This is a genomic window from uncultured Bradyrhizobium sp. (genome assembly GCF_936928535.1).
Lineage (GTDB): Bacteria > Pseudomonadota > Alphaproteobacteria > Rhizobiales > Xanthobacteraceae > Bradyrhizobium.
Window position 1 is genome coordinate 1 of record NZ_CAKZHY010000104.1, and the last position, 21,978, is coordinate 21,978.

A 21,978-nucleotide genomic window follows, 5' to 3' on the forward strand; every position below is an offset into this window, starting at 1 on the left:
CACAACGGAATCACGCTTCGCGATCTTCCTCAACCGACTTTTGCAACAAAATCGGCCAATAAGCGACATTTGATATCGAACTGAGATCATCGTCCCGCAGTCGGCATTGATGTCTCGATGTAGAGGAGATAAGCAGGCCTTCAGTCGAGATCTAGTTTAGGTTGAACATGAAGTTTGACTTCGACACTTTCTTTTGACGATGCTGTCGAGCACGCCTTTCTGCGCAAGCAGCAGCGAGAGACCACTTGAATTGACTACGGTCAGTACTTTGAGAGGTCCGGACGCGCTGCGATTTTTGGTTGGCAAGACGCTGCGATCGGTTGGAAGCAGCGAGTCCGGTCCTATCTACCGCTATTTCATGAACGATCATCTCGAATATCGTTGTGTGGGGGTACGCGAGAAGGCCAAGACGGCCCCCCGGGCATCGAGCGGGAGGACTTGCTGCGCAAGGCCCGTCAGTTTGAAGAGAGCTCGCATATGAGCGAGTGGCTGAGAACGCCCGGCCTCGAAATGCCGAGGTGACGCGATGATGATCCCCCCAATTGGAAGCGTACTCAACTCACGCGCGCGTTTGCCTTGGCATCGCTGCCGTAGACTTTTTGTTGTTCCTGGCTGGGCTGGCTATGAGCGTCCTCTAAAGCCGCCTCAGTGGCCTAAGTTCACCTTTGAACAAAAGCGAATTGTGGTAGTTTACCACCATCACCGGCCGAGGCTTTGCCTGTAGGCGTCGGTGGCTGAGAGATGTTTCGCGCTTCCGCCTGCATAGGAAGGGAGGCGCTCCTGCCAGAAGCAATCAATCGCGTTCATAACCTGGCTGCCGACATCGCGGAGCAAAACGCTCTTATGCGTGAAGTGGCGGCGAAGTCGGCCGAAGCGCTCCGCTTGCCCCGGCCCGACACCTTCCTGAGCCGCAAGACTCACGAGCCGTTTCCAGAAGAGCCCAAAGAATAACCTATCCTAACGACAGGCTTTAGCTTTTGTTGTTGTATCGCTCGGCTTGGCCGGACGAATCGCCATGGGCAACGAAGTTGAATCGAAGCGTCCTCCCGTGTGCGAGGACTGCAAAACACCGACTCGATTCAGAACGAGCATGTTCCACGTTCGCAAGGAGCGTGAGATCAGGGTTTATGACTGCCCGACTTGCAAGCGGCTGTATTGGGATGACTAAGGCCGCCTTAGTTGGAGGCCTCTCGCAGTGACGGTGAGCTCGGCGGCAAAACACGCCAAATGCCGTTGGTACGCCACCGACGCTTTTGAGTCGACCCAAACAGTTCGGCAGACATATTGTCCGGATATTCTGTCCGATCGGGAGAAATAGGAACATCGTCGCCGGAGGCCTGTTGTGCTCGTCCACCACTGGAGGACGACATGAACAAGAAACTTCTTCTGCTGCTGACGGCCGCATCGCTTTTAGCGGGTCCATCGTTCGCGCAGAATCCCCCGGCAACTGATCGACCGAACAACAACGCCGTCAACAGCTCCGGCCAGAAAAATTCCAATAGGCCGGTATCGGGCGCCAACAGCTTTACCGAAGGCCAGGCGAAATCAAGGATCGAGCAAGCTGGCTATACCAACGTTACCTCTCTGAAGAAGGACGACAATGGCGTGTGGCGCGGAAAAGCCAGCAAGGGCGGGGCCTCGACCGACGTCAGCCTGGATTTCCAGGGCAACGTGAACGCGACCAAGTGACCGGCCGCTCAACAGCGAATAGCAGGATTCAAAATGACCGTTACGATTTCACGTCTCTATGACAACTATTCCGACGCGCAACGCGCGGTGACAAGCCTCGAGGCGGCGGGCGTGCCGCATTCCGATTTGAGCATCGTCGCTAACAACTCCGACAACTGGTACAGCACCGACAAGAAGGTCGATCGGGATCGCGACGGCGTCGACGATCGTGCCGAAGGCGCGGCTACCGGAGCAGGCGTGGGTGCGGGTCTCGGCGGCGCGGCGGGCCTGCTCGCTGGACTCGGACTGCTGGCGATCCCGGGGCTTGGTCCAGTCGTCGCTGTCGGATGGCTCGCGTCGACAGCGCTAGGCGCCGCTGCCGGCGGCGCAACGGGCGGCATCGTCGGTGCGTTGACGCAGTCAGGCGTTTCAGATGAGGAAGCACCTCTTTATGCCGAAGGCGTGAGGCGCGGAGGAACGCTAGTTTCGGCTCGCGTTCCTGACGCCGATCGAGCGCGCTATGAAGCGATCCTCGATCAGTCCGCCGTGAATCTGCGCGACCGCAGCGTGGCTTGGCAGAAGGCGGGCTGGAAGAGCTACGATCCCTCCGCTCAGCCATATGGTGCGGACGAGGTCCGCAGAGAGCGGCAGCTCTACGGCACCGGCGTAAGGTGAACCAGTCGGCGGCCCGCCCAGGCGGGTCGCCTTTTCCTTTCTCCGCTGCCTATCGTCGTGACGTCAAGCGCTCGGGAGATCCATCACTTGAACGTAATGTCTTGCGCCGGCCTCCACGGGCCGTTGAGATACTCCCAAACTAAGAGTCCAATCACAGCGCCCGCGCGAACCTCGAAGTTGGTCTAGAGTTCGTCGTGAACGCTACGCTGCTGCGTGCGGCCTCAAGCTATGACTGTCCTGCTTGGAGAACTCGCCACCCAATAGTGCGTTGAACTCGAGACACTAGTCTTCGAATACTGGAACCCGAGAAGAAATCAGCGCCAGCCGCATGGCGCCCTACTGGCTCCCTCTTAAGACACGTCTTTGCGCGATGGCAAGTCCGGGGAAGAGTGCCATCCATGGTGCCTCGCTGAGGAATCCGTTCAAGCGAAGAGCACGACCTGGGGTTACGTCAGGTCTGAGCGCCAGAGGAAAATCCAGCTTTAGCCGTAGTGAATGATCGTCCATACGCTCTGCTTGCCTCGGAGCGCCAGTATCGACGCGAGGCCTGGCTCAGAGGCCGAAAGATCGTTCGGCGGCAATCAGCAGTCATGGATGATGCCCTTGGCACAAGTCGAATCTTGCGCCGAGCGCCTCCGTCTGTCGCTCAACAACACACGCCCGCCGGGTGGCTGAAAATTTCGAAGTCGCTACCACGTGCGATGCCGATCAGCGTAAGCCCGCAGGCGTCCGCGGTTCGTATCGCAAGGGCGGTCGGCGCAGAAATTGCGACAACGATGCCGACGCCGATCGCAGCGGCCTTTTGCACCATCTCGACGGAGATTCGGCTAGTGAGGATGACTGCGCCGGTGCGGCCTGCCACCCCCTGAGCGGCGAGCGCGCCTGCGAGCTTATCTAGCGCGTTGTGGCGTCCGACGTCTTCGCGCAAGATCACGTTATCGTGGCCCGGCCGGAAAAAGCCCGCTGCATGGGTAGCGCGTGTGGCGCGGTTGAGTATTTGCGCCGCACCGAGGCTCTCGATCGAGGTGCTGATCTGCTCAGGTGTGATATTGATCTGCCGCACAACGGAGCGATGAGCCCGGTTGGCTTCGGCCAGGCTCTCGATACCGCAAAGGCCGCAACCGGTCGGGCCAACCAGTCGCCGGCGCCGATCCTTTAGCAGGCGTCCAGCCCTCGGCCGCAGCCAGGTTCGCAGTTCGATGCCATCGGCACCGACGACGACCGACAGTTCCTCGATTTCGCCGGCGTCCTCGATAATTCCCTCAGTCAAGCTGAAGCCGACCGCGAGATCGGTGAGATCGGAAGGCGTGGCCATGAGAACGGCCATGGTTGTTCCGTCAAAGACGAGCGCGACAGGACACTCTTCGGCAACAATGCGCTCTTCTTTCGTTCCGCGCGAGGTCAGCCGGGGCATCTTGATGGAAGGTGTGGGCGCCGAGGCGCGATCGCATTTGGCGGAACGAGAGCCGTGCATGGTGTTGGTCCTACGACGAAGTAGCGACGCACTAGCGTCCTCAATGTTCCAAACGTGGAGGAACCAGCGTTGTCGCCTCCCGTTTCCGGTGATGGGCTTGCAATCGAAGGGGCCGCCATGCGGCAGAAAGCCAAAGTCGAAAATTATGACGCTCCCGCCGGAGGCTGGGGCTCGGTCAACGCCGTCATGCACATCCTCACCCAAGAGGAGGTCGCAATCCTCGGCAGCGAGATCCTGCTGAAGCAGAACAAGCCCGGCGGGTTCATGTGCGTGAGCTGTTCCTGGGCCAAGCCCGCAAGCCCGCATCCGTTCGAGTTCTGCGAGAACGGTGCCAAGGCGACGGCGTGGGAAATAACTGGCAAGGCGGTCACGCCGGAGTTTTTTGCCCAGCATACGCTCACCGAGTTGCGGTCCTGGTCCGACCATCAATTGGAGGAGCAGGGACGGTTGACCAATCCAATGCGCTATGACCCGGTCAGCGACAAATACGTGGCAGTCGACTGGAGCGAGGCGTTTCGCGAGATCGGCGGCGAGCTGAACAAGCTCGATCCACATTCGGTCATCATGTACACATCGGGACGTGCCTCGCTGGAAGCCAGCTACATGTACCAGCTGTTCGGCCGGATGTACGGCACCAACAATTTTCCTGACAGCTCCAACATGTGCCACGAGACGACCTCGGTGGCCTTGCCAGAGGTCATCGGGGTTCCGGTCGGGACGGTGCAGCTGAAGGATTTCAGCGACACGGACTGCATCTTCTTCTTCGGTCACAATACCACGACAAATGCACCGCGAATGCTGCATCCGCTCCAGGAGGCGGCCCAGCGCGGTGTGCCGATTGTGACCTTCAATCCGCTCCGTGAAAGGGGACTCGAACGCTTCGTCAATCCGCAGAACCCCCTTCAAATGATCGCGGGCGGCACGCGCATCAGCACGCAGTATCATCAAGTCCGGGTCGGCGGCGATGCCGCGGCGATCATCGGTATCTGCAAATGCGTAATCGAGGCGGACGACTTGGCGCAAGCGAACGGATCGCCGCGCATGATAGACGTCGACTTCATCGCGCAGCATACGTCGGGCTTCGACGAGTTTGCCGCATTCTGTCGCGCACAGGATTGGGAGGCAATCGAGCGCGCGTCCGGCCTCATGCGTGTCGAGATGATCGATGCCGCGAACGTCTACATGGCCGCCAACGCCGTGATCGCCAATTACGGCATGGGCGTGACGCAGCACAAGCACGGCGTCGAGACCGCCAAGATGATCGTCAATCTGCTGTTACTGCGCGGGAATATCGGCAAGCCGGGCGCGGGCATCTCGCCGATCCGCGGGCATTCCAATGTCCAGGGCCAGCGCACGGTCGGCATCTCCGAGAAGACAAAACTGGTGCCGCTGGACAGGCTTGCGGAACTCTACGACTTCGAGCCTCCGCGTTGGGACGGCCTGTCGACGGTGGATGCCTGTGAGGGCATTCTGAAAGGTGACGTCCGTGGCTTCGTCAGCCTGGGCGGCAATTTCGTGCGCGCGATCCCCGAGCGCTCGCTGATGGAGCCGGCGTGGTCCGGGCTGCGCCTGTCGGTGCAGATTGCGACAAAGCTCAATCGCAGCCACATCGTGCCAGGCGAAGTGACTTATCTCCTGCCCTGTCTTGGCCGCATCGAGATCGACGAGCAGGCCAGCGGTGCGCAAGCCGTTTCGATGGAGGACTCCACCGCCTGCATTCATGGCTCGCGCGGCCAGCGCAAGCCGGTGGCCGAACATGCCCTGTCGGAACCTGCGATTATCGCTGGTCTCGCCAAGGCAACGCTCAAGGCAAACTCCAAAGTGGATTGGGACGGCTGGGTCGCGGACTATTCTCGGGTGAGGGATGCCATCGAGCGCACCTATCCCGACCAGTTCAAGGATTTCAACAAGCGCATGTTCGAGCCCGGCGGCTTTCCGCGGCCGCTGGCGGCGCGCGAGCGCAAATGGAAGACGCCGAACGGCAAGGCCAATTTTACCGTGCCCAACGCAGCCTTCGCGCCGCCAAGGGAGAGCGACGACGTCTACGAGCTGATGACCATGCGCGCCGATGGGCAATTCAACACCACGATCTATACCGAGGATGACCGCTTCCGCGGCATCCAGGGCAGCCGTTACGTCGTGTTGATGAATCCCGCGGACATGGAGGCGGACGGCCTGAAGTCGGGAGATACTGTCACGCTGGTGACCGAGGCCAATGACGGCGTCGAGCGCAGCCTGAGCGAACTCCAGGTCGTGCCCTACGACATCCCGCGGCGAAGCCTTGCCGGCTACTATCCTGAGTGCAACGGGCTGATTCCGCTCTGGCACTATGCCGAAGGCGGCAAGGTGCCTGCGGCAAAATCCGTTCCGGTGCGGCTCTTCAAGGACGTGCCGCCCGAGATCCTCGAGGGCGGCGAGATGCCGATCTTGGCGATCTAGCAGCATTGGACGTCGCAAGAAGCGGCAGGATCTCGGCAACGGGCTGATCAGCGATGCGCGCAACGCCGCCGCGCGATCCGACCAAAGGCTAACCCGCGCTTAGGAACATCCAAATCCAGCTCACGTTGACCACACGGGCCCGATGGATGTTCCATGCAGCGCAGAACATTTTTGACAGTCGCAGCTTGGTTTGTCGGTACGACATCCCTGACGCGCGCGAGCGCGATCCACAATCATATCCCATGGGCGCCTCATCCGAATTCGCCGCCAGAGGTGGTGCGGCCAGGCCCCTGGCAGTTCTTCGCGCTCGATGAAGCCCGCGCGATGGAAGCGATCGTCGATCGCATCATCCCGCCTGATCCGGATACGCCCGGTGGCAAAATTGCCGGCTGCGCCGTCTTTATCGATCGCCAACTCAAGGGGCCGTACGGCTCGAACCAAGGTCTCTACACGCTCGAACCGCACACCAAAGGCACCAAGGAGCAGGGCCCTCAATCGGTGCTCACGCCTGCCGAGCTCTATCGCAAGTCGCTGGCGGCGCTCGACAAGCATTGCAAGTCGACCCAAGGCGGAAAATCCTTCGCGGAGCTCGATGCCGCCGCGCAGGACGACCTTTTGCGGAAAATCGAGTCAGGCGAAGTCAAGTTCGATGGGGTCGATGCCCAAGGCTTCTTCTCTGCCCTGCTGAAAGACGTGCCGGAAGGCTTCTTCGCCGACCCCATTCACGGCGGCAACATCGATATGGTCGGCTGGAAGATGATCGGCTTTCCCGGCATCCGCTACGACTATCGCGACTGGGTCAATCGTCACAACGAACGCTATCCGCATCCGCCCGTCAGCATCGCGGGACGCGCGGAATGGACCCCCGCAAAATCGTGAGCGCCACACATGGCCCGTAAGCTGCCGCGGAAGGACGTCGTCATCATCGGGCTCGGCTGGACCGGCTCGATCATGGCCTATGAGCTCGCCGATGCCGGGCTCGACGTAATCGCGATCGAGCGCGGTCCGTGGCGCAATACGGCAACGGACTACCCGCCGGGTTACGCAGCCGACGAGCTGCGCTACCGCATCCGTCACGAGCTGTTCCTCAGTCCAAGCCAAACCACCTTCACCTTCCGCAACAAGATGAGCGAAGCGGCGCTGCCGATCCGAAGCTGGGGGGCGTTCATGCCGCCGAACGGCGTCGGCGGAGGTGGGGTGCACTGGAATGCGGAGACGTGGCGCTTCCTGCCATCGGATTTCATGCTGAAGACCCATCTGACGGAACGCTATGGGGCAAGCTTCCTGCCCGAGGACATGACCATCCAGGACTGGGGCGTGACCTATGACGAGCTCGAGCCCCATTACGACCGGTTCGAATATCTCTGCGGCACGTCCGGCCAGGCCGGCAACATCAAGGGCACGATCATGGATGGCGGCAACCCGTTCGAGGGGCCGCGCTCCCGCGCCTATCCCAATCCGCCGCAGGACCAACCATTCGGCCATACGCTGTTCGGCAAAGCGGCGCGCGATCTCGGCTACAAGCCGTTTCCGCAGCCCTCCGGCAACATGTCGCGACCCTACCAAAATCCGCTCGGCGTTCGGCTTGGGCCGTGCACCTATTGCGGCTTCTGTGAGTGGTTCGGCTGCGGCAATTACTCGAAGGCCTCACCGCAGACGACGATCCTGCCGGCGCTGGTGCGCAAGCCCAACTTCACGGCCCGCGACAACAGCGAGGTCACGCGGATCAATGTGGATGGCTCCGGCAAACGCACCACTGGCGTGACCTTTGTCGATGCCTCAGGCGATGAATGGGAGCAGCCCGCCGACCTCGTCGTGCTCTCGGCCTACACGATCTTCAACGTCCAGCTCCTGCTGCTGTCAGGCATTGGCAAGGCGTATGATCCCGCGGCCAACACCGGCGTCATCGGCCGCAACTTCACCCACCAGACCATCTCCGACGTCGTCAGCTTCTTCGATCCGGCAAAGTTCGTCTTCAACCCCTTCATCGCTTCGGGCGCGATCGGGATGTGCATTGACGAGTTCAATGGCGACAATTTCGACCACGGCCCGCATGGCTTCGTCGGTGGTGGGTACATGGGGCATGTGCAGACCAATGGGAGGCCGATCGAAACAACGCCAGTGCCGCCGGGAACGCCGCTCTGGGGTGCGGCCTGGAAGAAGGCCGTCAAGGAGAACTATCAAAGCGCCATCAAGCCCGGGACCGGCGTCCATGGCAGCATGTACAGCTACCGGGACGTCTATGTTGATCTCGACCCCACCTACAAGGACCGATTCAATCGTCCGCTGGCGCGGATCACGATGGATTTCCACGACAACGAGATCAAGCAGAACAAATTCCTGACCGACAAGTTCGCCGAGATCTTTCAGGCGATGGGCGCAAAGCAGGTCCACAAGGAATACCGCAAGGGGCCGTACGACATCACCAAGTACCAGACGACGCATCTCTGCGGCGGCGCGATCATGGGCACGGATCCCAACACCAGCGCGCTCAACCGCTATCTCCAAAGCTGGGACGTACCGAACCTGTTCGTGATGGGCGCGAGCGCTTTTCCGCAAAACGCCGGCTACAACCCGACCGGAACGGTCGCGGCGCTGGCTTACTGGGCCGCCGACGCCATTCTCTCCAAATATCTCAAGAACCCCGGGCAGCTCATCAATGCGTAGTGTTGCAAAACTCGCGTTGGCGACCTTTACGCTTGCGGCCGGCGTAAGTGGGGCCATGAGCGCCGGATTGCAGGATTTTGCGGCCGTCGAGCGCGGACGCTATCTGACCAATGCTGCCGATTGCGGCAGCTGCCATACAGTCCCCGGCAGCGATCGTCCCTTCAGCGGTGGTCGTCCGATCGAAACGCCGTTTGGCGTCCTCGTTGCGCCCAACATCACGCCCGATCGAGAAACGGGGATCGGCGCTTGGACCGACGAGGAGCTTGAGGCAGCCTTACGCAAGGGCGTGCGCCGCGACGGCAAGTGGCTCTATCCGGCCATGCCGTTTCCTTACTTCGCGCGGATGACGCAAGAGGACGTCAAGGACATCCGCGCTTATTTGTCGACCGTGGAACCCGTCCACAATCCCGTGCCCGTCAATCAACTGCCGTTCCCGCTGAACCAGCGAGTGGCGATGACGGTGTGGGACAGGCTCTATTTCACGCCGGGCGAGTTCATGGTGCAGTCGGACAAGTCCGAGCAGTGGAACCGCGGCGCCTATCTAGTCGAAGGCCCCGGCCATTGCGGCGCCTGCCATACGCCGAAAACGTTTTTGGGCGGCGACAAGTCCGACAAGCGTCTGCAAGGCTACACGCTCCAGGGCTGGGTCGCGCCCGATATCACCAGCGGACAGGGACCGCTTGCGGAATGGTCGGCCGACGATCTCGCGCAATATCTCAAGACCGGCCACAACCGGTTCGCCGCCGCGGCAGGCCTGATGGGCGAAGTGGTCGAGCTCTCGACGTCAAAACTCAGTGAGGACGACGTCAAGGCCATGGCGGTCTATCTGAAGAATCAGTCAGGCCCAAAGCCCGCCGCCGATAGCTCAGCGGATTCCCATGTATTGGCGGCGGGCGGGGCGATCTATCAGGACCTCTGCTCGTCCTGTCACAAGTCGGACGGATCAGGCGTTCCCGATCTCATTCCGAACCTCGCCAAGGCGGCGACCGTCAATATGGGAGATCCCACGACGGTGCTGCGTGTCGTCCTCCAGGGCGCGCAGAGCGTCGCAACGGACAAGGAGCCTACCGGCCCCGCCATGCCGGCGTTCGGCTGGCAATTGAACGACGCGCAAGTCGCGGCGGTTGCGACCTATGTCCGTAACCATTGGGGCAAGGCGCCGCCGGTCAGCGAGGATCAGGCCAAGAAAGAGCGCGCACAGCTGGACACGAGGACGAACTGACAATCAGGTGCGGGTCAGAAAATCCATAGATCCGAGCCACAAGAGGATACCAAGCCAGAACAGTCCGGCACCGGCGAAGACGAGCGTGAGCCCGCCGCGATGTCGCAGCTCCATGAAGATGGCGGCGACGAGCCCGGCCTTGATCGTGCCGATGGTCAAGGCCACGACGCCGTTGCCGGCTCCGAGCGGCACGTAGGCCAGAGCCACGGTCAACGCCAGCAAGGCCAGCAGGCCGAGCCAGGCTCCGACCAGAGCAATCGGTGGCCGCCATTCAGTCATGATGTGGACCTCCCGGGCAGGTAGATCAGCGCGAACAGGAAGATCCAGACAACGTCGACGAAATGCCAGTACAGCGCTGCGCTGTGCAGGGCCGTACGATGGCGTGTGCTCGGCGCCCTCTGGCAGATGACGGCCAGCGTGATCAAGAGGCAAATCCCGATCAGCATGTGCAAGGCATGGATCGCGGTGGCGATAAAATAGAAGATGAAGAATAGCTGGACGCCGTTAGCCTTTGGTCCGGGGAACTGGAAGTCGATGCCGGGCACGAGATGCTCGTCATATTCCTTGCCGTACTCGATTCCCTTCAGCACGATGAAGGCGAGGCCTAGACAGGCAGCACCCACGAGCAGCCGTGTCACGATCTTGGCAGTGGCAGGCGAGAATATCTCGACCGCCCATGCCACCAGAAAGCTCGATGTCAGCAGGACGGCGGTGTTGGCGGTTCCGATCACGATCTCGGTGTGCCGGCTGCCCGCGGCGAAGTCTTGCGGGAAGGCGTGCCGGTAGACGACATAGGCGAGGATCAGGCCGCCGAACAGCAGCACTTCGGTCGCGATGAATACCCACATGCCGAGTTCGGCGGTGTGATCGCGGTGGGGTATCGAGGCATATTGCGGGGCGAAGACGGAGCTTTCAGGCATTTTGTGGTTCCGCCTCGAAACGCTCGTTGTATTGATACGGCTCGCGCGTGACCACGGGCTGGGGCGCAAAATTAAACTCCGGTGGCGGCGAGGATGTCTGCCATTCGAGCCCTGGCGCATTCCAGGGGTTCGCCGGCGCCCGTTTGCCGAAAAAGGCGGAATAGCCGAGATAGAACAGCGGCATCAGATAGGCGACGGCGAGGATTGCGGCGCCGCCTGACGACAATACGTTCCAAACCTGGAATTCCGGTGGATAGACGTGGTAGCGCCGCGGCATGCCTTCGGCGCCGAGGATGAATTGCGGAAAAAATGTCAGGTTGAAGCCGAAGAAGATCAGGATCGCGGCGGTGCGCGCCCAATATTCCGAATAGAGCCGCCCGGTGATCTTCGGCCACCAATAGTGGAGCCCGCCGAAATAGGCCGTCACCATGCCACCGACCATGATGTAGTGGAAATGCGCGACGACAAAGTAGGTGTCGGTCGCGTGAACATCGAAGGCGAGGCAGGCCAGGAACAGGCCGGTGAGACCGCCGATAGTGAAAAGGCCGATGAAGGCCAGCGCATAAAGCATCGGCGCGTCGAAATGGATCGAGCCCTTGTGCAGCGTCGCGGTCCAGTTGAAGACCTTGATCGCGGAGGGCACGGCCACGATGAAGCTCATGAAGGAGAAGACGAGGCTTGCGATCAGGGATTGCCCGCTGACGAACATGTGGTGACCCCAGACCAGGAATCCCACCGCGGCGATGGCGAGGCTGCACCAGGCTACGAACTTGTAACCGAACACCTGCTTGCGCGAGAAGCATGAGACCAATTCGTTAATTACCCCCATGCCGGGCAGGATCATGATGTACACCGCGGGATGCGAGTAGAACCAGAACAGGTGCTGGAATAGCAGCGGATCACCGCCGATCCGGGGATCGAAGATGCCGACGCCGAAGAATCGTTCGGTCGCCATCAGCAGCAACGTGATTGCCAGCACGGGCGTCGCCAGCACCAGGATGACTGATGTCGCATAGAGCGACCACAGAAACAGCGGCAGCCGGTACCAGGTCAGCCCGGGCGCACGCAGGCGATGGATGGTGACGATAAAGTTTAGGCCGGTCAGAATCGAGGAGAAGCCAGCAATGAAGACGCCGGCGGCGGCAACGATCACATAGCTGTTGGAATAGAGCGTGGAGAACGGCGTATAGAAGGTCCAGCCGGTGTCGACGCCGCCCGCGAGAATCGCGAACAGCGTCACGCAGCCGCCGAGCATGAAGATGTACCAGCTCATCAGGTTGAGCCGGGGAAAGGCAAGGTCGCGCGCGCCGATCATCAGCGGGACGATGAAGTTGCCGAGCGTGTTGGGAATCGACGGTATCAGGAAGAACCACACCATGATGATGCCATGCATGGTGAAGAGGCGGTTGTAGACATCGGAACTGACGAGATCGGCCTGCGGTGTGGCGAGCTCGATTCGGATTGCGGTGGCGGCGGCCCCGCCGATGAAGAAAAAGAAGATCAGGCTTGCGAAGTACAGGATCGCAATCCGCTTGTGATCCGTCGTCAGGAACCAGGATCGCAGCGTGAAGTCGGCGGTGAGGTAGTTCTTTGCGCTCATGATGAGTGACCTGCGAGTGATTTGATATAGATCACGAGCCGCAGCAGCTGGTCCTCGCTGACCTTGCCCTCGAAGGAGGGCATCACCGGCTGATAGCTTGCGACCACTTGGCTGCGCGGCAACAGGATGGAATCCCGGATGTACTTGTCATCCGCGATCACTGTGGTGCCGTCCGAGAGCGGCACCGGCTTGCCGTACACGCCTTCGAGCGGCGGCGCGCGAACCGTGCCGCCGCCGCTGTGGCAGCCGCTGCAGCCGAGTTCGCGGAAGAGCTGACCGCCTTCACTTGCGAGCGTGCTCGACGGCGCCTGCTGCGTCAGCCAGTTGGAGAAATCGGCCGGCTCCATGGCCACGATCTCGCCGATCATGCCGGAATGGTCGGTGCCGCAATATTCGGCGCAAAACAAATGATAATGGCCGGGCTTGTCGACTTCGATCTCGAGGTCCTGATAACGGCCGGGGACCACATCGTGCTTGAGCCGAAGGGCAGGGATGAAGAAACTGTGAATGACGTCCTGCGACGCCATTACCAGGCGAATAGGGCGCTTGATCGGGATATGCAGCGCGTCGATCTCGGCCTGACCTCCAGGATGTTGCGTCTTCCACATCCACTGTTTCGCCACGACAAACACGTCGTGCTCATCGGCGGGCGTACGATAGATCTGGAAATAGACGCTCGCGCCCCAGACGAAGAGGCCGAGGAAGCAGACGAACGAGGCCGCAGTCCAGCTCACTTCCCAATGCCAGCTCTTCTTGACGCGATGATCCCGGTCGGTCTGGTTGCCGGCGCGATAGCGCGCACAAAACAGCGTGAGCAGAAAGAAGAGCAGGCCAATCACGAGCGCGCTGACCATCAGCAGGCCGGTGAATAGCAAATCGACGTCACCGCTGTGCGGCGAGAGTCCCGGCTGCCAGAACGGAATCCACTGGCGCCACATCTAGTGCACCCCTGATCGGAGCGCTCTCACGGAGACGGCCATCCGGGCAATCCCTTGCGCAGCAGGACATCGACCGCCCGGTCGATCGGGATGCGAACCTCTCCACGATTGCGATCGACCCAGCCGTAACTGCGCTCGAACCGCGCTTCCCCCTGTCGCGTCGCCTCCAATGTGGCCTGCGGGCTGACATCGAGCGGGGGCGCGTTGGAGCTCATGGCCGGACGGCTCGCAGGCGTGATGTGTTTGGTGGACGATGGAAACATCAAGGGCAGGACGAGCGGAGTGACTACGACGAAAGTCGCAAGCCCTGCTGCGAGCCAGCCGACAAGGCGGAGTCCGACGTCCGACCGCTCGTAGTCGACGTGGTCTATGTCCGCCATGCTGCTGTCCTCGATCGCGGCGGGACAATGCACGCTCGTGGATTGTGTTCCTACGTTAGGAACCAACGCGTGAGGGCTCGATTGTCGACCCGACAGCTCGCGATCGGGTCACAGCGAGAATGGTACAAATATTCTCACCTGTGGCGGACACGTGGATTCGCCTGCTTCTGGTCGGCGGCCTGTCGCTTGCTGGCGGCAGCATCGTGGCCGCTGTCGGCTTCGCGCATTCGGCATACATGACGGAGACCGACATGCGTCCGCATCAGCCGGTGCCGTTCAGCCATCGCCATCACGCGGGGGAACTCGGCATCGATTGCCGCTACTGCCACAGCAACGTCGAGGCGGGGCCGCAAGCCGGCCTCCCGCCGACCGAGACCTGCATGACATGTCATTCCCAGATATGGACCAACGCTGCGATGCTGGAACCGGTACGGAAGAGCCTCGCCGACAACACGCCGATCCCATGGACGCGGGTAGCAAAGCTGCCCGACTATGTGTTCTTCCGCCACGACATCCATATCGCCAAGGGCGTCGGCTGCGCCAGTTGCCACGGCCGCATCGACCAGATGGCGCTGACATATCGTGCCAAGGCATTCACGATGCAGTTCTGCATCGATTGCCACCGCGATCCCGCGCCGCATCTGCGCCCGCAGGATCACATCACAGATATGGCGTGGACACCGCCCGCTAATGCCCGCAAGGAGGGGGAGGCCATCGCCGCCCATGAGGGCATTCGCTTCGGCGAGCTGACGCATTGCTATGTGTGTCACCGATGAAGCGGCGCATCGACCATCAATCGGCGGGTGGGCCGCGTGTGTGGGCGGGCATCGAGGAGCTGTCGGATGATCCACAGTTTCAGGCTTTCATCGATGCGGAATATCCAGCGGTGCAGGAATTCTCCAAAACAGCGCGCCGCGACTTCCTGAAGCTGATGGGAGCATCCTTCGCGCTGGCGGGGCTGACCGGCTGCGAGAAAAGCTCGTTCATCACCGCCTTGCCCTATGTCGACCAGCCGCCGAACGAGGTCATCGGCCTGCCGCGCTATTATGCGACGGCGGTGCTGCTCGACGGCTACGCGCAGCCGGTGATTGCGACGGCACACGCAGGTCGTCCGACCAAGCTCGATGGCAATCCCGGTCATCCGGCCACGCAAGGCCGCAGCGACATCTTCATGCAGAGTGCAGTGTTGCAGCTCTACGATCCCGATCGCGCAGCTGCGCCGAGCCGTCACGGCGAAGCCGTGAGCTGGGCCGATGTGGAATCGGCGATCGGCGTGATGCGCGAGAACTGGCGCAGCGATCAGGGCGAGGGCGTGAGGCTGCTGCTCGGCCCGACGACGTCGCCGACCTTGTTGCGGCAGATCGATGCCTTTCGGAAGCAGTTTCCCAAGGCGCGCGTCCACGTCCATGCGGCTGCGGGACATGAGGCGAGGCGACAGATTACGGCCGCGGTCTATGGGCAGGCCGCCGAACTCCACTATAATCTTGGCGACTGCGATGTCATTGTTGGCCTCGACGATGATTTCCTGGGCCCCGGGCCGGACCAGGTGCGGAACGCGCTGGGTTGGTCGCAGGCGCGCCGGCGGTCCAGTGATCGGCCCGGCAATCGCCTGTTGATGGCGGAGAGCGTTCCGACTGCAACAGGTGCCCTGGCCGCGCATCGACTCATTGCTGACGCAAGGCGGATGCCCGTGCTCGCGGAGGCGATGGCAAGCGCACTGGGTGTTGCCGGCGCATCGAAGCCCGACGTGACGGAGGCCGAAGCAAATTGGATTGCGGGCGTGGTTGACGCCTGCAAGGACCGGGCAGGGCGCTCGCTGTTCGTCTCGGGCTTGAGCGGCTCCGCGGCTACGGCTCTCTGGATTGCCCGGATCAATCAGCAGCTCGGCAATGCCGGCCGAACGCTGAATTTGACCGCGCCGATCGTAGGGCCGGCCGATGCAGGAACGCTGGCTGACCTTGTATCCGATATCAATGCGGAGCGCGTCACTTCGCTGCTCGTGTTCGATTGCAACCCCGTCTACAGCGCACCGGCTGAGCTCAATGTTGGGGAAGCCATCAAGCGCGTTCGCTCTTCGGTTCATCTCGGCCTTTACCGCGACGAGACCGGCGCGCTTTGCGAATGGCAGCTTCCTCTTGCGCATCCGCTCGAGAGCTGGAGCGATGCGCGGGCCATCGATGGCACCGTGACAATCCTTCAACCGGTGATCTCGCCGTTCTACGACGTCAGATCGGTGCATGATGTGTTTGCGAAGCTGCTTGGCGCTGAGGATCAGGCGCCGGACGCCGCAATCCGCGAGACCTGGCAGGCGAGCTTTGGTGACGCATTCGAAGCACGGTGGAAGCAGGCGCTGCATGATGGCTTCATCGCGGGGGCGGCACCGTTCGTCACCGCGTCGCCAGCGAGCAATACGGTTGCACCCCCAAACACGACCGGCGACCTCGACATCGTGTTCCAGCCGGATCCGACGGTCTGGGATGGCCGGTTCGCCAATGTCGGCTGGCTTCAGGAGCTTCCCAAGACGTTGACGACAGTCACATGGAGTAACGTGATCGCGGTCAGCCCAGCGCTGGCGAAACGTCTTTCGGCAGCCAATGGTGATCATGTCGAGGTGACGGTCGGTAAGCGTCACCTCAAGGGACCGCTCTGGATCATGCCGGGCCAGGCCGGCAATACGGTCGCGCTCTATCTCGGCTATGGCCGGACCAGGGCGGGCCGGGTCGGCGATCAGCACGGCTACGACGCCTATCAGGTCCGGCCCGCGGGAGAGCCGTGGCTGGCGCAGGGAAGCCTGCGCAAGCTCGAAAGCCGCGAAGATCTCGCGGTGACGCAGCTGCATCATCGCCTCGATGGATTTGATCTTGCCCGCGAGGTGACCCCGGGACAGGTCGAACAGACAACACCCGAGCAGGCCAGCCTCTACGCCCCGTGGCCATCGTCGAAGAATGCCTGGGGGATGGTGATCGATCTCGACAGTTGCATCGGCTGCAATGCCTGCGTGACGGCGTGTACGGCCGAGAACAACGTGCCAGTGGTCGGCGCGGATCAGGTCAGGGCCGGCCGTGAGATGCACTGGCTGCGGATCGCGCGCTACTACACCGGCGACGTCGCCGAGCCGCGCAGCTTCTTTGAGCCCGTGCCGTGCATGCATTGCGAGGATGCACCCTGTGAAATGGGCTGCCCGGTCCACGCCACGACGCATAATTCCGAGGGCGTCAACCAGATGGTCTATAATCGCTGCATCGGCACGCGGACCTGCTCCAGTTACTGCCCCTACAAGGTGCGGCGCTTCAATTTCTACGACTATCGATCACCTCCAGAGTCACCGGAGCATGCCGCCCATAATCCAGACGTGACCGTTCGCTCCCGCGGCGTCATGGAGAAGTGCACCTATTGCACCCAGCGCATCGAGGCAGCGCACGTTGCTGCAGACAAGGAGAACCGTCCGATCCGCGACGGCGAGGTGGTCACCGCCTGCCAGCAGGCCTGTCCCACCAAGGCAATCGTGTTCGGCGACATCAACGATCCAAATTCGGAGGTCTCGCGGCTGAAGCGCAACGGCCGGCATCATGTGTTGCTCGAGGAGCTGGGGACGCGACCGCGCACGACCTACCTTGCTCGCTGGCGTGACGACGACACGGAATCGAGGCAGGGATGAGCGAGCAATCCGACATCCTGCCGACGCGCCAGAGCATGGGCGGCATCGCCGACCAGCTTACCGGCATTCCCCTTCATTTCCCAGCGGACCGCCGCTGGCTGATCGCGATGACGGTCGCGAGTGCCCTGCTCATGTTGCTGATGGTCTCTGTGGTCGAGCTGTTCACGCGCGGCGTCGGCATCTGGGGCATCAACATCCCCGTCAACTGGGCGTTTGCCATCCACAATTACGTCTGGTGGCTCGGCATCGGTCATGCCGGCACGTTGATCTCGGCGCTGTTACTGCTGACCGGCAGCGAATGGCGCAATTCGCTAAACCGCTTCGCTGAGACCATGACGCTGTTCGCCGTCGTCTGCGCCGGCATCTATCCGATCCTGCATCTCGGCCGGCCCTGGTACGTTTACTGGATGTTTCCCTATCCCGCGACAATGGGCGTGTGGCCGCAATTCCGTAGTCCCTTGGAATGGGACATCTGGGCGGTGCTGACCTATCTGACGGTCTCGCTGGCGTTCTGGTACACGGGTCTGATTCCGGATCTCGCCGCAGCGCGTGATCGCGCAACGCGGCGCGGCTGGCAGATCTTCTTCGGCATCACGGCGCTCGGGTGGCGAGGTTCAGCCAGGCATTGGCAGCGCTGGCAGCAGACGTATCGGCTGACCGCGGGGCTTGCCGTGCCGCTGGTCGTCTCCGTTCACAGCGAGGTGTCGTTGCTGTTCGCCGCCGGCCAGATCCCCGGCTGGCATTCGACGATCTTTCCGCCCTATTTTGTGCTGGGCGCGGCCTTCTCCGGCTTCGCCGTCGTCTCCATCATCGCAGTGTCGCTGCGTTCGTGGTTCGGGTTGCAAAACCTCGTGACCGACGATCATCTCGACCTGCTCGGCAAGGTCCTGCTCGCGACCGGTCTGATGACCGGTTACGGGTACGTCTTCGAAGTGTTCGATGCAGTCTATTCCGGCGAGGCACACGAAATGCAGACGCTGATCGATCGCTTCGCCGGCGCCTACGCCTGGACCTATTGGGGCGCGGTCATCTTAAATTTCATTCCGCTCCAGGCGCTATGGTGGCGCGCGGTCCGACGAACTGGATGGATGCTGCTGCTAATCTCAGCGTCCGTCGTGGTCGGAATGTGGCTTGAGCGCTACATGATCCTGGTCACCAGCCTTTATCGCGACTTCCTGGTTTCGTCGTGGAGCCATTTTACACCGAGCTTCTGGGACTGGTCGACCTATTTCGGCACGATCGGGCTGTTCCTGGTGCCGTTCCTCATCGCGATCCGCCTCGTTCCCGTGATTTCGATCTTCGAGAGCAAGGAGCTTCTCCACAAAGAGAAGGAGGAGCAGCAGCATGGCTGAGAAGCTCTACGGCGTACTGGCGGAGTTCAAGAGCCCGGAACACCTGCTCGCGGCGACGCGCAAGGCGAGGGAGGCCGGCTACCGCAACCTCGATGCCTTCACGCCGTTCCCGGTCGAAGGGCTTGATCGCATCCTGCACTTTCCGCGGCCGACCATCTCGTTCATCGGACTCGGCGGCGCGATTGCGGGCGCAGGCACCGCGCTCGCCATGCAGTTTTTCATCAACTACGACTACCCACTCAATGTCGGCGGAAGGCCGATCTATCCGATCTCGGCTTTTGCGGTCGTGACGTTCGAGCTCACCATCCTGTTCTCCGCGCTCGCGATGCTGTTCGCGATGCTCTGGCAGAATGGGCTCCCAAGGTTGAGCTACCCCGTCTTTAACGGGGAACGCTTTCACCGCGCCAGCAAGGACAGGTTCTTTCTGTGCGTAGGCGCAGACGACGCCAAATTCGATGCCGGCGAGACGCTGGCCTTTCTCCGCGGAGCAGGTGCGCTATCGGTGGAACTGGTGCCGGAATGAACAGGTGGCTGGCCATCATTGCGCTTACCGGTCTGCTCGCGGGGTGTGATCAGAACATGGACGAGCAGCCGAGCTACAGCGAATATTCGCGCGCGCCGCTGTTCCGCGGCAGCGTACTGCGCCAGCCACCAGCCAACACGGTCGCCCGGGACGATCTGGACCGGGAGAAGGCGGCGAGCACCAAGCCGTCGCTATCTGCCGAGCTACTGGCGCGCGGGCGCGAGCGCTTCGGCATTTTCTGCTCGCCGTGCCACGGCGCCGGGGGCGACGGGACCGGCATCATCGTGCAGCGCGGCATGCCGCGCCCGACGAGCTATCACGACGATCGGCTGCGCGCCGCCGACGACCAATATTTCTTCGATGTCATCACCAACGGCCACGGTGCGATGTATTCCTATGCAGCCCGCGTCCCGCCTGGAGATCGCTGGGCGATCGTCGCCTATATCCGCGCGCTCCAGCTCAGCCGCCGCGCGTCGCTCGACGACGTCCCGGCGAACGAGCGCGCCAGGCTGGAGAGCCAGCCATGAAAATACCGGGCGGTGCAAGGAACGTGGTTGCGGTGGTGTCGGGCCTGGTCCTGATCGTCGGCTTCGTGGTCGATACGCGATCGACAACTGCCGCTTATCTCGTCGCCTGGAGCGCCCTCGGGGCCATTCCGATCGGAGCGCTGATCGTCTTCATGACCAGCTATCTTGTGCGCCGTCGCTGGACCGAGACGCTACATCCGATCTTCGTCGCAACCACTGGCGTCCTGCCCGTCGTAGCGCTCACCTTCATTCCCGTCCTGCTATTCATGAAGGAGATCTATCCGGCTGTTGCGGACGGCTCCTCCTTGCCACCGTTCAAGGCAAGCTGGTTCATGCCATGGTTCTTCGTGCTGCGGACCGTTGTCTATTTCCTGATCTGGATTGCGCTGGCCCAATGGCTTCGACGCGCTTGGCGCAATGACGATGCCATGGTTCGTGCGGCCTCCGTCGGTTCGATTCTGTGGACGCTCACCGTGTCGTTCGCCGGAATCGACTGGCTGGAATCGCTGGAGCCCGAGTTCCACTCCTCGATCTATGGTCTCATCGTTCTCAGCTTCTTGCTCGTCAATGGAACGGCGTTTGTCATTGCGGCCGGTCTGTTATCAACGCGGCAGATCGGCCCGAGCCGTGGCTATAGCGGGCTGCTGCTGTCGGTGCTGCTGCTGTGGTGCTACCTGCACGCCATGCAGTACATCGTGATCTGGTCGGGCAACATCCCCAAGGAGGTCACCTGGTACATCGCGCGGTCGGAGAATGGCTGGCAGTTTGTCCTCGCAGCGCTCTCATTCGGGCAGTTCGTCTTCCCCTTCTGCGCGATGCTCAGCAGCCGGGTGCGATCGGACCCGAATTGGTTGCTGGCGCTATGCGGGCTGACGCTGGCGATGCGCTGGCTCGAAGCCGCGATCCTCATCCTGCCGGCCATTCATGGGCTGTCAGTGATGGTCACCGTCGCAATGATGCTTGCGGCCGCACTCTTCCTTTGCACGATCTTCTGGCTGGCGTTCGACACTGTTCTCATGCGGTCTGAAGAGCGGGAACCCTTGGGCGCTATCTGGTGGCGTCCTCACGCCGGAACAACAGCCCGATGAGCAGGGCAAGGACGATGGCGCTGACGGAGGACGTCGCGATCAGCAGCCGCCGCGCCGCGAGCGTATAGGTCCCGCTGGCGGGATCGAAGCCGTAGCAGAGCAGGTGGATCTGATCGCTCCAGCCGCCAACATGCCCCTGTCCGGCCTCGACGAGGGCAAGGCGCAGGCTGGCGGCATCCACCGCAAGGGCTGAGAGTGCGCGGGAAATCCGCCCATCCGGCGTCACCACAAAGGCAGCAGCCGAGTGAGCGAATTGATCATGCTCACGATCGTAGACGGGTCGGACACCGAATGCGTCGGTTAAGGCGCCAATATCCGGTGCAGCCGCCCTCAGGAACGCGCTGTGCTTGGAGAGCCCATTCCGGGGGCTCAGCTGCGCATTCTTCATGGCCTGCGCCTGAGCGGCGGTGTCCTTCGGATCGAAGCCGGCGACGATGAGTCGAAAGTCCTTGCCCGCGCGGAGGCCGGTATCGGCCAGCGCGTTGGACACAATTGAGATCGCGGGCCCGCACAGCGTCTCGCAGGTATAGTCGGCCAAGATCCAGATTGTCGGGACGCCGCTCAGCCAATCCTGCAGCGGTGCGCTGCGCTCGTTCAGGTCGCTTAGCCGCGTTTGCAGGGGCAGTTGTGCATTGGCGCGAGGTGCGAGCGCGACCTGCTCAAGCTGCGAGCTAGAAAGAGCTGCCTGCGCCGGGAGCGGCATCGCAATCCACGCACTGAGCGCCACGATCCATCCAGCGATTTGAGCGTGGGGTGGGCTCGTGGGCTTATTGATCCAGCGTGAGATTAGCACAATGCGCCTCTTACCCGGCATTGTTGGGAGGAACCGGCGCGCTTGGTAATGGTT

20 protein-coding genes are annotated in these 21,978 nt (G+C 61.8%); 13 read left to right on the forward strand and 7 right to left on the reverse strand.

Annotated features, from left to right (window positions below; translation table 11 throughout):
• The first annotated feature begins 741 nt into the window (after nucleotides 1–741).
• From Q0687_RS22490 to Q0687_RS22500, 3 genes are all read left to right on the forward strand, one after another.
• Nucleotides 742–951 (forward strand): hypothetical protein, encoded by a 210-nt coding sequence (locus tag Q0687_RS22490; protein ID WP_298881501.1) that lies wholly within the window; start codon nucleotides 742–744, stop codon nucleotides 949–951.
• A gap of 417 nt (nucleotides 952–1,368) precedes the next feature.
• Nucleotides 1,369–1,689 (forward strand): hypothetical protein, encoded by a 321-nt coding sequence (locus Q0687_RS22495; RefSeq protein ID WP_298881503.1) that lies wholly within the window; start codon nucleotides 1,369–1,371, stop codon nucleotides 1,687–1,689.
• A gap of 33 nt (nucleotides 1,690–1,722) precedes the next feature.
• Nucleotides 1,723–2,343 (forward strand): general stress protein, encoded by a 621-nt coding sequence (locus tag Q0687_RS22500; protein WP_298881506.1) that lies wholly within the window; start codon nucleotides 1,723–1,725, stop codon nucleotides 2,341–2,343.
• A gap of 646 nt (nucleotides 2,344–2,989) precedes the next feature.
• Here Q0687_RS22500 and fdhD read toward each other — a convergent pair.
• Nucleotides 2,990–3,817 carry a formate dehydrogenase accessory sulfurtransferase FdhD gene (fdhD, locus tag Q0687_RS22505; RefSeq protein ID WP_298881509.1) on the reverse strand — a complete coding sequence of 276 codons (828 nt, stop codon included), beginning with the start codon at nucleotides 3,815–3,817 and terminating at the stop codon, nucleotides 2,990–2,992.
• 117 nt (nucleotides 3,818–3,934) lie between these two features.
• Between fdhD and Q0687_RS22510 the strand changes: the two genes are divergently transcribed.
• The 4 genes from Q0687_RS22510 (at nucleotide 3,935) to Q0687_RS22525 (ending at nucleotide 10,145) form a co-directional block, all read left to right on the forward strand.
• Nucleotides 3,935–6,256, forward strand: a complete 2,322-nt coding sequence (locus tag Q0687_RS22510) for an FdhF/YdeP family oxidoreductase (protein WP_298881512.1) — start codon at nucleotides 3,935–3,937, stop codon at nucleotides 6,254–6,256.
• A gap of 171 nt (nucleotides 6,257–6,427) precedes the next feature.
• Nucleotides 6,428–7,135, forward strand: coding sequence for a gluconate 2-dehydrogenase subunit 3 family protein (locus Q0687_RS22515; protein ID WP_298881515.1), 708 nt, complete (start codon nucleotides 6,428–6,430; stop codon nucleotides 7,133–7,135).
• Between the two features lie 9 nt (nucleotides 7,136–7,144).
• A complete protein-coding gene (locus Q0687_RS22520) occupies nucleotides 7,145–8,923 on the forward strand; it encodes a GMC family oxidoreductase (RefSeq protein ID WP_298881518.1) in 1,779 nt (592 codons plus the stop codon).
• Between the two features lie 55 nt (nucleotides 8,924–8,978).
• The gene (locus Q0687_RS22525) at nucleotides 8,979–10,145 is read left to right on the forward strand and encodes a c-type cytochrome (protein ID WP_298881521.1); all 1,167 of its coding nucleotides are present in this window, start codon (nucleotides 8,979–8,981) and stop codon (nucleotides 10,143–10,145) included.
• A gap of 3 nt (nucleotides 10,146–10,148) precedes the next feature.
• Here Q0687_RS22525 and Q0687_RS22530 read toward each other — a convergent pair whose 3' ends face one another.
• From Q0687_RS22530 to Q0687_RS22550, 5 genes are read right to left on the reverse strand one after another with little or no spacing between them, the layout of a single operon-like run.
• Nucleotides 10,149–10,424, reverse strand: coding sequence for a cytochrome C oxidase subunit IV family protein (locus tag Q0687_RS22530; RefSeq protein ID WP_298881524.1), 276 nt, complete (start codon nucleotides 10,422–10,424; stop codon nucleotides 10,149–10,151).
• Nucleotides 10,421–11,065 carry a cytochrome c oxidase subunit 3 gene (locus Q0687_RS22535; RefSeq protein ID WP_298881527.1) on the reverse strand — a complete coding sequence of 215 codons (645 nt, stop codon included), beginning with the start codon at nucleotides 11,063–11,065 and terminating at the stop codon, nucleotides 10,421–10,423. Before Q0687_RS22535 ends, Q0687_RS22530 begins: the two co-directional genes overlap by 4 nt.
• Nucleotides 11,058–12,665, reverse strand: a complete 1,608-nt coding sequence (gene ctaD, locus Q0687_RS22540) for a cytochrome c oxidase subunit I (RefSeq protein WP_298881529.1) — start codon at nucleotides 12,663–12,665, stop codon at nucleotides 11,058–11,060. The genes Q0687_RS22535 and ctaD overlap by 8 nt, the downstream gene beginning before the upstream one ends.
• Nucleotides 12,662–13,603, reverse strand: coding sequence for a cytochrome c oxidase subunit II (coxB, locus tag Q0687_RS22545; RefSeq protein WP_298881532.1), 942 nt, complete (start codon nucleotides 13,601–13,603; stop codon nucleotides 12,662–12,664). The genes ctaD and coxB overlap by 4 nt, the downstream gene beginning before the upstream one ends.
• Before the next feature lie 26 nt (nucleotides 13,604–13,629).
• Entirely contained in the window at nucleotides 13,630–13,983 is a 354-nt protein-coding gene (locus tag Q0687_RS22550; RefSeq protein ID WP_298881535.1) for a hypothetical protein, read from the reverse strand.
• Between the two features lie 119 nt (nucleotides 13,984–14,102).
• Here Q0687_RS22550 and Q0687_RS22555 point away from each other — a divergent pair, with 119 nt between their 5' ends.
• Genes Q0687_RS22555 through Q0687_RS22580 form a run of 6 tightly spaced genes read left to right on the forward strand, consistent with a single transcriptional unit; the run spans nucleotide 14,103 to nucleotide 21,131 of the window.
• On the forward strand, nucleotides 14,103–14,759 hold the full coding sequence (locus tag Q0687_RS22555; RefSeq protein WP_298881538.1) for a cytochrome c3 family protein: 657 nt from the start codon (nucleotides 14,103–14,105) through the stop codon (nucleotides 14,757–14,759).
• Nucleotides 14,756–17,641, forward strand: a complete 2,886-nt coding sequence (locus Q0687_RS22560) for a TAT-variant-translocated molybdopterin oxidoreductase (RefSeq protein WP_298881539.1) — start codon at nucleotides 14,756–14,758, stop codon at nucleotides 17,639–17,641. Before Q0687_RS22555 ends, Q0687_RS22560 begins: the two co-directional genes overlap by 4 nt.
• Complete coding sequence (gene nrfD, locus Q0687_RS22565; RefSeq protein WP_298881542.1) at nucleotides 17,638–18,993, forward strand: NrfD/PsrC family molybdoenzyme membrane anchor subunit; 1,356 nt, start codon at nucleotides 17,638–17,640, stop codon at nucleotides 18,991–18,993. Before Q0687_RS22560 ends, nrfD begins: the two co-directional genes overlap by 4 nt.
• Nucleotides 18,986–19,516 (forward strand): DUF3341 domain-containing protein, encoded by a 531-nt coding sequence (locus Q0687_RS22570; RefSeq protein ID WP_298881545.1) that lies wholly within the window; start codon nucleotides 18,986–18,988, stop codon nucleotides 19,514–19,516. The genes nrfD and Q0687_RS22570 overlap by 8 nt, the downstream gene beginning before the upstream one ends.
• A complete protein-coding gene (locus Q0687_RS22575; protein ID WP_298881548.1) occupies nucleotides 19,513–20,043 on the forward strand; it encodes a cytochrome c in 531 nt (176 codons plus the stop codon). The genes Q0687_RS22570 and Q0687_RS22575 overlap by 4 nt, the downstream gene beginning before the upstream one ends.
• Nucleotides 20,040–21,131 carry a hypothetical protein gene (locus Q0687_RS22580; protein ID WP_298881551.1) on the forward strand — a complete coding sequence of 364 codons (1,092 nt, stop codon included), beginning with the start codon at nucleotides 20,040–20,042 and terminating at the stop codon, nucleotides 21,129–21,131. The genes Q0687_RS22575 and Q0687_RS22580 overlap by 4 nt, the downstream gene beginning before the upstream one ends.
• On the opposite strand, the gene Q0687_RS22585 is transcribed toward Q0687_RS22580, so the two are convergent.
• Complete coding sequence (locus tag Q0687_RS22585; protein WP_298881553.1) at nucleotides 21,091–21,858, reverse strand: SCO family protein; 768 nt, start codon at nucleotides 21,856–21,858, stop codon at nucleotides 21,091–21,093. The two genes, Q0687_RS22580 and Q0687_RS22585, sit on opposite strands and share 41 nt — an antisense overlap.
• Nucleotides 21,859–21,978: the final 120 nt, after the last annotated feature.